The 12074-nt window shown below is 61.8% G+C and carries 13 protein-coding genes; 12 read left to right on the forward strand and 1 reads right to left on the reverse strand.

All coding sequences use genetic code 11. The features are described from left to right. Positions 1-2: 2 nt before the first annotated feature. The 12 genes from fdxH to ACE3SE_RS09665 all read left to right on the forward strand — a co-directional run bounded on the left by fdxH (position 3) and on the right by ACE3SE_RS09665 (position 11036). The gene (fdxH, locus tag ACE3SE_RS09610) at positions 3-878 is read left to right on the forward strand and encodes a formate dehydrogenase subunit beta (protein ID WP_062788080.1); all 876 of its coding nucleotides are present in this window, start codon (positions 3-5) and stop codon (positions 876-878) included. Next, positions 875-1504 carry a formate dehydrogenase subunit gamma gene (locus ACE3SE_RS09615; protein ID WP_045845510.1) on the forward strand — a complete coding sequence of 210 codons (630 nt, stop codon included), beginning with the start codon at positions 875-877 and terminating at the stop codon, positions 1502-1504. The genes fdxH and ACE3SE_RS09615 overlap by 4 nt, the downstream gene beginning before the upstream one ends. After that, a complete protein-coding gene (gene fdhE / locus ACE3SE_RS09620) occupies positions 1501-2430 on the forward strand; it encodes a formate dehydrogenase accessory protein FdhE (RefSeq protein ID WP_374554899.1) in 930 nt (309 codons plus the stop codon). Before ACE3SE_RS09615 ends, fdhE begins: the two co-directional genes overlap by 4 nt. Before the next feature lie 240 nt (positions 2431-2670). Further along, positions 2671-3039 carry a response regulator gene (locus tag ACE3SE_RS09625; RefSeq protein ID WP_131355628.1) on the forward strand — a complete coding sequence of 123 codons (369 nt, stop codon included), beginning with the start codon at positions 2671-2673 and terminating at the stop codon, positions 3037-3039. 9 nt (positions 3040-3048) lie between these two features. Then, positions 3049-3339, forward strand: a complete 291-nt coding sequence (locus ACE3SE_RS09630; RefSeq protein ID WP_062788087.1) for an STAS domain-containing protein — start codon at positions 3049-3051, stop codon at positions 3337-3339. After that, complete coding sequence (locus ACE3SE_RS09635) at positions 3326-5464, forward strand: chemotaxis protein CheA (protein ID WP_374554901.1); 2139 nt, start codon at positions 3326-3328, stop codon at positions 5462-5464. Before ACE3SE_RS09630 ends, ACE3SE_RS09635 begins: the two co-directional genes overlap by 14 nt. After that, positions 5461-7071, forward strand: a complete 1611-nt coding sequence (locus tag ACE3SE_RS09640) for a methyl-accepting chemotaxis protein (protein WP_374554903.1) — start codon at positions 5461-5463, stop codon at positions 7069-7071. Before ACE3SE_RS09635 ends, ACE3SE_RS09640 begins: the two co-directional genes overlap by 4 nt. Before the next feature lie 10 nt (positions 7072-7081). Further along, on the forward strand, positions 7082-7657 hold the full coding sequence (locus ACE3SE_RS09645) for a chemotaxis protein CheW (RefSeq protein ID WP_374554905.1): 576 nt from the start codon (positions 7082-7084) through the stop codon (positions 7655-7657). Next, positions 7650-8168 carry a chemotaxis protein CheW gene (locus tag ACE3SE_RS09650; RefSeq protein ID WP_374554907.1) on the forward strand — a complete coding sequence of 173 codons (519 nt, stop codon included), beginning with the start codon at positions 7650-7652 and terminating at the stop codon, positions 8166-8168. Before ACE3SE_RS09645 ends, ACE3SE_RS09650 begins: the two co-directional genes overlap by 8 nt. A 68-nt stretch (positions 8169-8236) precedes the next feature. Next, the gene (locus ACE3SE_RS09655) at positions 8237-8752 is read left to right on the forward strand and encodes a chemotaxis protein CheD (RefSeq protein WP_045845504.1); all 516 of its coding nucleotides are present in this window, start codon (positions 8237-8239) and stop codon (positions 8750-8752) included. Beyond that, a complete protein-coding gene (locus tag ACE3SE_RS09660; protein ID WP_062788101.1) occupies positions 8749-9810 on the forward strand; it encodes a protein-glutamate methylesterase/protein-glutamine glutaminase in 1062 nt (353 codons plus the stop codon). Before ACE3SE_RS09655 ends, ACE3SE_RS09660 begins: the two co-directional genes overlap by 4 nt. 14 nt (positions 9811-9824) lie before the next feature. Next, positions 9825-11036 carry an EAL domain-containing response regulator gene (locus tag ACE3SE_RS09665; protein WP_374554910.1) on the forward strand — a complete coding sequence of 404 codons (1212 nt, stop codon included), beginning with the start codon at positions 9825-9827 and terminating at the stop codon, positions 11034-11036. An 18-nt stretch (positions 11037-11054) separates the two neighbouring features. Here ACE3SE_RS09665 and ACE3SE_RS09670 read toward each other — a convergent pair whose 3' ends face one another. Then, positions 11055-12047, reverse strand: a complete 993-nt coding sequence (locus tag ACE3SE_RS09670; RefSeq protein ID WP_045845502.1) for a serine/threonine protein kinase — start codon at positions 12045-12047, stop codon at positions 11055-11057. Positions 12048-12074: the final 27 nt, after the last annotated feature.

Consider the following 12074-nt stretch of genomic DNA (forward strand, 5'->3'; position numbering starts at 1 on the left):
CCATGTCACTGCAATCGCAAGATATCCTGCGCCGCTCCGCCAGCCCCACCCAGCCGCCGATTGCACGCGAGCACAAGGCGGAGGTGGCCAAGCTGATCGACGTGTCCACCTGCATTGGCTGCAAGGCCTGTCAGGTGGCCTGTTCGGAGTGGAATGACCTGCGCGACGAAATCGGCAGCAATGTCGGGGTGTACGACAACCCGGCTGACCTGACAGCCGAAAGCTGGACGGTGATGCGTTACAGCGAAGTGGAGCAAAACGGCAAGCTGGAATGGCTGATCCGCAAGGACGGCTGCATGCACTGCGCCGACCCCGGCTGCCTGAAAGCCTGTCCTTCGCCCGGAGCCATCATCCAGTACGCCAACGGCATCGTGGACTTCCAGTCCGAGCACTGCATTGGCTGCGGCTATTGCATTGCCGGCTGTCCGTTCAATGTGCCGCGCATCAACCAGAAGGACAACAAGGCCTACAAGTGCACCTTGTGTTCCGACCGGGTAAGCGTGGGGCAAGAGCCGGCCTGTGTGAAAACCTGTCCCACCGGCGCCATCCGCTTTGGCAGCAAGGAGGACATGAAGGAATACGCACAGGTACGGGTGGACGAGCTGAAAACCCGTGGCTACGCCAATGCCGGTCTGTACGATCCGCAAGGCGTGGGCGGCACCCATGTGATGTACGTGCTGCACCATGCCGATCAGCCCGAGCTGTACCACGGGCTGAAGAAGGATCCGCAGATCAGCCCGGTGGTCAGCCTGTGGAAAGGCATTCTCAAGCCGCTGTCCACCATCGGCCTGGCCGCCTCGGTGCTGTTCGGCTTCTTCCACTACATCGGCGTCGGCCCCAACAAGGCCGAAGATGACGAAGAGGAGGACAAGGCATGAGCAAGGAAAAGCTGATCAAGCGCTACAGCGCGGCGGAACGCATCAACCACTGGATCGTGGCGGTGTGTTTCGTGCTGCTGGCCATCTCGGGCCTGGCCTTTTTCTACCCGGCCTTCTTCTGGCTTACCGGGGTGTTCGGCACGCCGCAGCTGGCACGCATCATCCACCCCTTTGTCGGGGTGCTGATGTTTGTCGGCTTTGCCCGCCAGTTCTTCCGTTACTGGCATCACAATTTCATCGACAAGGAAGACATCAAGTGGATGAAATCGGTGAAGTCGGTGCTGGCCGGGCATGAGGTGGGCGATACCGGCAAGTACAACGGTGGTCAGAAAGGCATGTTCTGGCTGATGACGGGCTGCCTGCTGGTGCTGATTTGCACCGGTGTCGTCATCTGGCGGCCCTACTTTGCCTACTCCTTCCCCATTGATGTGGTGCGCATTGCCCTGCTGTTGCATGCCTGGAGCGCACTGGCGCTGATTGCCGGCATCGTGGTGCATGTGTACGCCGCCATCTGGGTGCGCGGCACCATCCGCGCCATGGTGGAAGGCGTGGTCACCCACGCCTGGGCCAAGAAGCACCATCCGCGCTGGTACCGTGAAATGACTGGAGACAAGCACAAGCCATGAGCATCCGCATTGTTCCGGCCGAGCAATTGGCCGAACGTCAGGCAGCCAGCCTTGACATCACCCCGCTGCTGCTGCCGCAGCCTGCAACGCTGTATCGTCAGCGTGCCGAGCGGCTGCAGCAACTGGCAGCGGGGCATGTGATGGCCGATTACCTGCAACTGGCCCGCCGCATTGCTGAGGCACAACACCAGCTGGTACACAGCCAGCCGGTGTTGCTGCCGGTGCGGGAGGATTACTTCCGGCACTGTGCCGAGCACGGCCTGCCCCCCCTGGGGGCCATGGCCTGGCAACGCGACAGTCAGTGGCAGCAACTGCTGTCAGCCCTGTGTGCACAGCTGGCGGAAGGTGCCAGTCCGCTGCTGGCCGGTGTGCTGAACGGACTTCTCGACAGCACTCCGGCACAGCGGGAAGCGGCAGCCCAGAAGCTGTTGTCGGGAGATCTGGCAGCGGTGGATAGTGCGCAGGCACCCTTCATCTGGGCGGCCTTGTCGGTGTACTTCAGCCAGCTGGCCAGCCAGCTGCAAATCGCCGCTGTGGCCGAACCAGGCGATGCGCGTCACCTGTGCCCGGTATGCGCCAGCGCCCCGGTAGCGAGCATGGTGCGCCAGGGCAATGAAGCCGGCCTGCGCTATCTGCATTGCAGCCTGTGCGAAAGCGAGTGGCATCTGGTGCGGGCAAAGTGCAGCAACTGCGAAGCCACCCGCGACATCGGCTACTGGTCGCTGCAGGACGCGCATACTGCCGTGCGCGGCGAGTCCTGCGGCGATTGCGGCAGCTATCTGAAAATCCTGTCGCTGGACAAGGACCAGCAGGCCGAAGCGGTGGCCGACGACCTGGCCAGCCTGGCGCTGGATGCCGCACTGGAGGAACAGGGCTTTGCCCGCAGCGGGCTGAACCCGCTGTTATTTCCCGGCAATACTGCCTGACAGCTGCAACCGGCCCGCGTGGCCGGTTTTTTTTGGCCTGCGGCCGACCGGGCATCCTCCGCTGGCAGTCATCCGCCTGCAACTGCAGACCGCTTTGCGGTTTGCATTCAATCGGGCGAGCAACTAGAAAGAAAAAATAACAAGTTCATGCGCGGCCGTCAGGCATGCAGGCATGAATGAACAAGCCGCAGCAGCAACCATTGGCGTACAGCGGCTGTTGAACCGGGTAAGAGGGAGGCCATGAGCAAAACCATCCTGATCGTCGACGATTCGCTCAGCCTGCGCCTGGTGGTGAAAATGACACTGGAAGGCGCAGGCCACACCGTGTTGCAGGCGGCCGACGGCAAACAAGCTTTGGACATGCTGGATGGCCGTCAGATCGACCTGATCCTGTCCGATCTCAACATGCCGGTACTCGATGGCCTGGGCTTGCTGGAGCACATCCGCCAGCACCCGCTGTATGCCAGCACCCCCGTCATCATGCTGACCACACAGGATGCCCGCCACTTGCAACTGCGCGGCCAGCAACAAGGCATCAGTGCCTGGATCATCAAACCCTTCGAACCACCCTATCTGCTGGCAGCCATTGCCCGGCTCACAACGCGGTAACAGCCTTTCATGGAAAAGTGCATCACGCTGGGTGCTGAGCTGACCCTCTATCAGGCAGCAAGCCTGCATCAGCAGCTACTGGAGGCCAGTCGCGACGCTGCCGACCTGGTACTGGACTTGTCCCGGGTCAGCGAAATGGACTGTGCTGCAGCCCAGGTGCTGTTATGGCTGCTGGCCCGGCAGCAAGGGCAGCAACGCACATTGCGGCTGAGCCAGCCCAGCCAGACGGTGCGCAGCTTTATCCGGCTGATGGGCCTTGGCGCATTGCAAGCCTGCCTGGAGAGCAATGATGAATCTTGAACAGGCACGGCAATCCTTCTTGCAGGAGTCCGCCGAACTGCTGGAGGAAATGGAAGGCATCCTGCTGGATGCCGAAGCCGACAACATCACGGCAGAGCAGCTGGGTGCACTGTTCCGTGCCATGCATACCATCAAGGGTTCGGCCGGCCTGTTCGGGCTGGAGGACATCGTTCACTTCACCCATCAGGTAGAAGACCTGCTCGACCAGCTGAGGGATGGCAGCTTGCAGCTGGACGCCGAACTGGATGGCCTGTTGCTGCGCTGTCATGACCACGTCAAGGCCCAGCTGGCGGCACTGGATGGCGGCATGCCGCCCTCTGGCGAAGAACAGGCCAGCATACTGGCCGATATCGCCGCGATGATGCAGCACGGCAGCGACACACTGCACTATGCATCCGGCGAGCATCTGGAGCCGCCACCGGCCCAGCAGCCCAGCAGCGACTGGCTGCTGTCACTGCGCTTCGGGCCGGATGTACTGCGCAACGGCATGGACCCGGCGTCCTTCATCCGCTATCTGGACACCCTGGGCGAAATCCAGGCCATTGCCAGTTGCTGCCCGGGGCTGGCCACAGAAGGCGATGAGGACCGGTTTGATCCGGAGCGCAACTATCTGCGGGTGGAAGTGCAATTCCGAGGCCCGGTCGATGCCGCACAGCTGGAAAGCGTGTTTGCCTTTGCCAGCGAAGATGGCCAGTTCATCATCAGCCCGCGCCAACAACTGGACAGTCACTTGCAACAGGCGCTGTCCGCCGGGGATGCCGCCGAGAAACAGGCGGCCAGTGCAATCTGGCAGCAATGGGGCCTGTGGCAGCCCCCGGCAGCCAGCCCGTCCGCAAGCAGGGCTGATGAAGTACAGCCGGCAGCCGTGGCGGCAACAGACACGCCCAAAACCGGCAAAAGCAACGAAAGCCGCTTCATCAAGGTGGAAGCGGCCAAGCTGGACCAGTTGATCAACCTGGTCGGCGAACTGGTGATTGCCGGTGCAGCCAGCCATCTGCTGGCCAGACAGCATGGCAATGCGCCCTTGCTGGAATCCACCTCGGTGCTGGCCGGACTGATCGAACAGATACGCAGCCAGACCCTGGGCATGCGCATGGTGCCCATCGGCGAATGTTTCAGCCGCTTTGGCCGCGTGGTGCACGATGTGAGCCAGGCACTGGGCAAGGACATCCGCCTGTTTGTCAGCGGTGCGGACACCGAGCTGGACAAGTCCATGGTGGACAAGCTGACCGACCCGCTGACCCATCTGGTGCGCAATGCCATCGACCATGGCATCGAGGACACGGCGCAGCGCCGTGCAGCGGGCAAGCCGGAAGCCGGTCGCCTGTGGCTGGATGCGTATCACGAATCCGGCAGCGTGGTGATTGAAGTGGCCGATGATGGCCGTGGCCTGAACCAGCACACCATCCTGGAAAAAGCACGACAACGCGGCCTGATCACCGGCGACCGGGAACTGGCGGAACAGGAAATCTACCGCCTGATCTTCGAGCCCGGTTTTTCCACCGCGGCCACCATCAGCAATCTGTCCGGACGTGGAGTAGGCCTGGATGTGGTAAAACAGAACATTGCCCGGCTGCGCGGCACAGTGGAAGTGGAAAGCGAAGCCGGACTTGGCACCACCTTCCGTCTGCGCCTGCCGCTGACGCTGGCCATCATTGACGGCTTTCTGGTCACGGTGGGTACGGCCACCTTTGTCGTTCCGCTGGACTGCATCGCCGAGTGCATTGCCCTGCCGCAAGGCTGGCAAACCGCCACTGCTGCCGGACAGTTCAACTTGCGTGGCGAAATGCTGCCCCTGCTGTGCCTGCGCCGTTTTCTGGGGCTGGACGGCCAGCCGGCTCGCCGCCAGAACGTGGTCATCATCCAGACCGGCGAATACAAGGTGGGCCTGCTGGTGGACGCACTGCATGGCGAATACCAGACCGTCATCAAGCCGCTCAGCCCGTTGTTCCAGCATCTGAAAGCCATCAGCGGCTCCACCATACTGGGCAGTGGTGAAGTGGCGCTCATTCTGGATGTGCTGGCGCTGAGCGAGCACGCGCGCAGCCTGGAATACGCACAGCATCAGCAAACGGCCTTGGGCCATCCGCCCTCAACCATTCTGTCTGCGGGGAAAACAACATGAAATCAACCAAATCCATGCGGGTCACCACACGGTTGAGTCTGGGCTTTGGCAGCATCTTGCTGTTGCTGGTCCTGTGCGTGCTGGTTGCACTCAACGGCTTTGCCCGCAACAGCGCCATGCTGGCCGACATGCAAATCAACGACCGCGATGCCACCCGGGTTTCCTCGCTGATCGAGCAGGCACAGGAGCTGCGGGTGAGCTATCGCAACATCATCATTTACCCCGACCTGCACGCCATCAACACCGCGATCCAGCAATACAATCAGGCAAAACAGCGCTATCTGGACACCGAACAGCTCACCCAGCGCGACATGCTGGCCGAAGCAGGGCTGACCCAGCGGGAGCGTGATTTATTGAACCAGCTGGCCAGGGTACGACCGGTCGCCTTCAACCTGATGGATAAATCAGAAGCACAGGCAGCCATCAATGAAAAGGAAGCAGCCACCCGCATCATGCAGGCTGAAGTAGCCCCCGCCATGAATCAGCTGATGGAAGTGCTGCGCCAGTTGTACGACACCGAGCTGCGACTGAACGCACAGGCGCGGCAGGAAAGTGAGCGCGAGATGCGGCAGGCTCACCGCATCATGCTGTTGCTGTCGTTTGCCGCCATCGTGCTGGGAGGCTTGCTCGCCTGGCTGACCGTTCGCTCCTTGCGCCGTACCCTGGGCGGCGAACCACAGGAAGTGGCCCACATCATGCATCAGCTGGCTGCCGGCAAGCTGGATGTGCATCTGCCGCTGCGCAAGGGGGATGAGCACAGCATGATGCATGCCATCGCCAGTACGGTTCAAACCCTCACCGACATCATTCTGGAAGTGAAAAGTGGTGCCGCCAACCTTGCCTCCGCTGCCCAGCAGCTGAATGCCACGTCCGAATCCCTGGCGCAATCGGCCAGTGAATCGGCCGCCGGCATCGAGGAAACCACCGCAGCCATCGAAGAGATGTCCGCCGCCATCAGCCATAGCAATGACAATGCGCGGGTGACCGAAGGGCTGGCCGAACAGGCCGCCCGCGAAGCGCGGCAAGGCGGCGATGCGGTACGCCATACCACCGCAGCCATGCGCCAGATTGCCGACCGGATAGGCATCATCGATGACATTGCCTACCAGACCAACCTGCTGGCGCTCAATGCCGCCATCGAAGCCGCACGCGCCGGCGAGCATGGTCGCGGCTTTGCCGTTGTTGCCGGTGAAGTGCGCAAACTGGCAGAACGCAGCCAGGTTGCCGCCCAGGAAATAAGCCAGGTTGCCGCCAATAGCGTGGAGCTGGCCGACGAGGCCGGAAAACTGCTGGATGGCATGGTGCGCTCCAGCGGCCGCACCGCCGACCTGGTGCAGGAAATCGCCGCGGCCTCCAGCGAGCAGGCCACAGCGGTGAACCAGATCAGCAGCGCGGTGCAGCAACAAAACAGCAGCACCCAACAAAACGCCTCCGCCAGCGAAGAGCTGGCCTCCACCGCCGAGCAAATGAGCAGTCAGGCAGAGCATCTTCTGGCGCTGATGCGTTTTTTCCAGTTTGACGAGACGGCTGCACAGCCTGCGCAGCCGCACGGTGCCACGCCCATTGCCCGCGCCCGTCATCAAGCCTCCGGCTTCAGCACTTACTAGGCAGGACAGCATGGGAGCCCCACGTCATTGGCGACAGACGCCAGCCACGACAACGCACTTGCACAGCCCGGCCCCTGCCGAGGTCGCGCTGCAATACCTGCGCTTTCGCTGTGCGGATACCCGGCTTGGCATCCTGCTGCATCAGGTACGCGAACTGCTGGAATACCAGCCTCTTACACCCTTCCCCACCATGCCGGCCCCGCTGTGCGGCTTGCTCAACCTGCGCGGCAGCGCCGTGCCCATCATTGATCTGGCACAGCGACTGGGTTTGCCCGCCACCGAACCGCAACGGCGCAGCTGCATCATCATCCTGCAACTGGCCCTGCCATTGCAGATTCGCGAACTGGGCATGCTGGTGGATGAAGTGATGATGGTGGAAGACATCCAGCGCGACGACATTGAAACGGCACCGGCCCTTGAGCCCCTGATGTCCACCGGCATGCTGGCCGGCATGGTCCGCGAAACGACAGGCTTCACCTTGTTGCTGGATGCCAACCGGCTGCTGAGCAGCCACACCCTGGGCACACTGGCCCGGCATGTGACCGTCCTCACCCCCGAGCCGGACTGCGGAGCCGCCGATGACTGAACAGCACACATCGCGAGATACCGAATACCTGTGCTTCCAGCTGGGCACGCAATACTTCGCCTGCAACATCCTGCAGGTGCGTGAAATCCTGCAATACCAGCGCCCCACCACCATCCCGCAAATGCCGGGCTTCATTCACGGGGTGATGAATCTGCGCGGCAGCGTGCTGCCGGTCATCGACCTGGCACAGCGGCTGGGGCATGGCAGCGGTCGCGTGCTGCGCCGCAGCTGCATTGTCATCGTGGAAACAACCGCCAGCAGCGGCCAGGATCTGGGATTGCTGGTGGATGCGGTGCATGAAGTCATCAGCCTGCCTGCGGCAGACATCATGCCGCCACCGCCGTTTGGCAACCCGATCCGGCCGGACTTCATCGCCGGCATGGCCATGCAGGATGGCCGCCATATCCTGCTGTTGAACATGGAACAAGTGCTGTCGCTGGAGGAGATGATCGGTCTGGCGAAACCGGGTATTGAGCAGATAAAGGCGGCAATCACCGGTGCGGTGAACTAGATTGGGTTAAGCAGTTTGTTGCAACCCACCCTGCCTGGCAGGGCGAGATAGCCACCGGTCAGAACATCATGCCGAACATTGCTGACAAGGAGATTTTCCTCCATCCCGGGGAGTGGGCATTTGAAGCAGGCCATGTCCGCATCAGCACCCTGCTGGGCTCATGCGTGGCCATTGTGCTGTGGCATCCACAGCTGCAACTGGGCGGAATGTGTCATTACCTGCTGGCCAGGCGCAATGGCCCGAGCGATACCTTGTCAGGCCGCTACGGCGAAGAGGCCATGCTGTTGCTGCTGCGCGCTGTACTGGGCTGCGGCAGGCCGCTACATGAATTCCAGTGCCACCTGCTGGGCGGAGCATCGGTACTGGCCCATCCCGATGGCGATCATCAGCACGATGTGGCCGGGCACAATATCGAGCAGGCACGCCAGATGGCACGACAACTTGGTTTGCAGGTGCAATCGGAAAACCTGGGCGGTTGCTGTCCTCGCCTGGTGGTTCTGGATGTGCAAACAGGCGAGGTCCGGGTTCGCCTGTCCCAGGAAAGCGAGCTGCCAGCGCTGACAACAAAAAGGAAAAAAGCATGAGCATCAATGTCATGATCGTGGACGACTCCGCCGTGGTACGTCAGGTACTGAGCGAAATTTTTACCGCCAGCAGCGGCATCACCGTGATGGACGTCGCCACCGACCCCATTGTGGCGATGGAAAAAATGAAGCAGCACTGGCCGGATGTCATCGTGCTGGACGTGGAAATGCCGCGCATGGACGGCATCACCTTTCTCAAGCAGATCATGGCCAGCCGACCAACCCCGGTAGTGATTTGCTCCTCGCTCACCCAGAAAGGTGCCGATATCAGCGTGCAGGCCATGGCCGCAGGGGCCGTCGAGGTGATTGCCAAGCCCCACGCCGGGGTAAAGCAGTTTTTGCAGGACAGCAACAACCTGCTGGTGCAGGCGGTCAAGGCGGCCGCCACCGCCCGCATGAGCCGCATGCGCACCCTGCCGCCCACTCCGATGGAAACCCGCCCCAAACTGTCGGCCGATGCCGTGCTGGCCGCCCCCACCGGGCAGCAGATGTTCCAGACCACCGAGCGCATCGTCGCCATTGGTACCTCCACCGGTGGCACCCAGGCACTGGAAGCCATTCTGACCACCCTGCCGCGCACCTGTCCCGGCCTTGCCATCGTGCAGCACATGCCGGAGAAATTCACCGCATCATTTGCCGAACGACTGGACCGCCTGTCGGAAATCGAAGTGAAGGAAGCCGCCACCGGCGACCGCATCCTGCCGGGCCGGGCACTGATTGCCCCCGGCGGCAAGCACATGATGATCAAACGCAGCGGGGCCTACTACCAGGTGGAAGTGGTGGACGGGCCGCTGGTCAGCCGCCACAAGCCATCCGTCGATGTACTGTTCCGCTCGGCCGCCAAATTTGCCGGGCGCAACGCGCTGGGCATCATCATGACCGGCATGGGCGATGACGGCGCACGCGGACTCAAGGAAATGCACGATGCAGGCGCCAAAACCATTGCCCAGGATGAAGACAGCTGTGTGGTGTTCGGCATGCCCAAGGAAGCCATCAAACTGGGCGCTGCCGACGAAGTGATGCCACTGGACAATATCGCCAAGGCCATATGCCGCTGAAGGAGACGCCCAGCATGCAGCCTGCCGACATGCAAGATGTCCTGATCGTGGAAGACAGCAACTTGCACCGACAACTGGCCAGCGAAATCTGCCAGCAACTGGGCTTTGCCAGCGTTCGCCATGCCAGCAACGGTGAAGAAGGCATGGCCATGATGCGCCAGTGCGTGCCGGACTTGCTACTGCTTGATCTGGAAATGCCGCTCATGGACGGGGTGCAGGTGATGCAGCAGCTGGCGGCTGAAAAGCTGACGCCGCACATCATCCTGACCTCCGGCAAGGATTACATGCTGATATCCACCCTGGAGCTGATGGGTGCCGGTTTGGGCCTGCCCGTGCTAGGCGGGCTGAAAAAACCCCTGAACAAGAACCAGCTGCAGGACTTGCTGCAACGCCTCTGCCCGCAAGCCGGGAAAAACCGTGAAGCCTGCCCACTATACGAGCCGGCCAGCGTGCGCGAGGCGCTGGATCTGGGACAGATCATTCCCTACTACCAGCCGAAAATCGACTTGAAAACCGGACACATCAAGGGTGCTGAAATGCTGGCCCGCTGGCAGCACCCGGAATGCGGCTTGATTCCGCCGGCGAGCTTCATTCCGGTCATCGAACAACAGGACTGGGATACCGACCTCACCCTGTCCATGCTGGATCAGGGACTGCACCAGTGGCAGGAATGGGCACGGCAAGGCTTGCGCCTGCCCCTGTCGATCAACCTGTCCGGCCGCTCCTTGCATGGCAGCAGCCTGAGCGAAGCAGTGGAGAAGCGCTTGCAACGCAGCAAGGTGCCCGCACGTTACATCACCTTTGAAATTACCGAAACCGCCATCTCCGACAGCCTGACCGACGCCATCGGCATTGCCGCGCGCTTGCGGCTGGCCGGCATCGGCCTGTCGATTGATGATTTCGGTACCGGCTTTGCCACCTTCCAGCAACTCACCCGTTTTCCGTTCACCGAACTGAAAATCGACCAGTCGCTGGTGACAGCCATTGCCGACAAGCCGCATTTGCAGGCCATCACCGATAGCATCATCGAACTGGGCAACCGCATGCAGCTATGCACCGTGGCCGAAGGCATCGAAACCCAGCAAGACCTGGACATCATGCAGCAGCGTGGCTGCCAGTTGGGACAAGGCTATTTCATTGCCCGCCCGATGCCAGCTGCCCAGTTGCTGCCCTGGGCCAAACAGCATCAGCCCGGCCTGAACCTGACGCAACGCACACCGGGCTGAACGCTACCGCCGCTCAGGCTAGGGCAGCGTCCACAACGGCGGCTCGTCCATCAGCGCAATCTGTTCGCGTAGTGACAGGATTTGCTCCTCCCAGAAACGGGGGGCTGCGAACCAGGGAAAGGCCAGCGGGAAAGCCGGATCATGCCAGCGCCGGGCCAGCCAGGCGGCATAGTGCAGCAAGCGCAGCGTTCGCAGCGCCTCCACCAGATACAGTTCGCGCAAATTGAAGTCGCAGAAATCCTCGTAACCGGCCAGGACATCGGCTAGCTGGCCGGATTGCTCTTCCCGCGAGCCGGACAGCAGCATCCAGATATCCTGCACCGCAGGCCCCATGCGGCTGTCGTCAAAATCGACAAAGTGCGGGCCATCGTCCGTCCACAGCATATTGCCCGGATGGCAATCGCCATGCAGGCGCAACTGGCGCACCGTGCCGGCCCGGTCAAAACAGCGTCGCACCCCATCCAGCGCCTGCGATGCCACACCGCGATAGACCTCGCGCAAATCCGCAGGCACCACCGCGGCATCCAGCAGATACTGCACCGGCTCCTCGCCAAAACTGAAGATATCCAGCACCGGACGTTGCTGGTAAACCTGCACCTGGCCCAGCGCGTGGATGCGCCCCAGAAAGCGGCCTATCCACTCCAGCGTATTGCTGTCGCCCAGCTCCGGCACACGCCCGCCACGCCGGGCAAACAGGGCAAAACGAATGCCCTGGTAATCATGCAGGCTGGCCCCGTCAAACAGCATGGGCGGCACCACGGGGATTTCCCGCTCGGCCAGCGCCAGGCTGAACGCATGTTCTTCCAGAATCTGCGCATCGCTCCAGCGTGCCGGCCGATAAAACTTGGCCACCAGCGGCGGGCCGTCTTCCATGCCCAGCTGGTACACACGGTTTTCATAGCTGTTGAGTGCCAGCAGGCTGCCTGAAGCACGCAGGCCCAGGCTTTCTACCGCATCCAGCAGCACATCCGGCGTCAGGCCGGCAAACGGGGGCGTGGTTTCTTGTGTCATGGGCGCATTATACGTGCAGATCAGTCA

This window comes from Aquitalea pelogenes, assembly GCF_041914625.1.
Classification (GTDB): Bacteria; Pseudomonadota; Gammaproteobacteria; order Burkholderiales; family Chromobacteriaceae; genus Aquitalea; species Aquitalea pelogenes.

Excerpts from the sequence above, each read along its gene's own strand:
- ACE3SE_RS09660 (WP_062788101.1), top strand. The coding sequence starts at position 8,749 with ATGAGCATCAATGTCATGATCGTGGACGACTCCGCCGTGGTACGTCAG.
- ACE3SE_RS09625 (WP_131355628.1), top strand. The coding sequence starts at position 2,671 with ATGAGCAAAACCATCCTGATCGTCGACGATTCGCTCAGCCTGCGCCTG.
- ACE3SE_RS09670 (WP_045845502.1), bottom strand. The coding sequence starts at position 12,047 with ATGACACAAGAAACCACGCCCCCGTTTGCCGGCCTGACGCCGGATGTG.
- ACE3SE_RS09615 (WP_045845510.1), top strand. The coding sequence starts at position 875 with ATGAGCAAGGAAAAGCTGATCAAGCGCTACAGCGCGGCGGAACGCATC.
- fdhE (WP_374554899.1), top strand. The coding sequence starts at position 1,501 with ATGAGCATCCGCATTGTTCCGGCCGAGCAATTGGCCGAACGTCAGGCA.
- ACE3SE_RS09640 (WP_374554903.1), top strand. The coding sequence starts at position 5,461 with ATGAAATCAACCAAATCCATGCGGGTCACCACACGGTTGAGTCTGGGC.
- ACE3SE_RS09665 (WP_374554910.1), top strand. The coding sequence starts at position 9,825 with ATGCAGCCTGCCGACATGCAAGATGTCCTGATCGTGGAAGACAGCAAC.
- ACE3SE_RS09645 (WP_374554905.1), top strand. The coding sequence starts at position 7,082 with ATGGGAGCCCCACGTCATTGGCGACAGACGCCAGCCACGACAACGCAC.
- ACE3SE_RS09655 (WP_045845504.1), top strand. The coding sequence starts at position 8,237 with ATGCCGAACATTGCTGACAAGGAGATTTTCCTCCATCCCGGGGAGTGG.
- fdxH (WP_062788080.1), top strand. The coding sequence starts at position 3 with ATGTCACTGCAATCGCAAGATATCCTGCGCCGCTCCGCCAGCCCCACC.
- ACE3SE_RS09650 (WP_374554907.1), top strand. The coding sequence starts at position 7,650 with ATGACTGAACAGCACACATCGCGAGATACCGAATACCTGTGCTTCCAG.
- ACE3SE_RS09630 (WP_062788087.1), top strand. The coding sequence starts at position 3,049 with ATGGAAAAGTGCATCACGCTGGGTGCTGAGCTGACCCTCTATCAGGCA.
- ACE3SE_RS09635 (WP_374554901.1), top strand. The coding sequence starts at position 3,326 with ATGATGAATCTTGAACAGGCACGGCAATCCTTCTTGCAGGAGTCCGCC.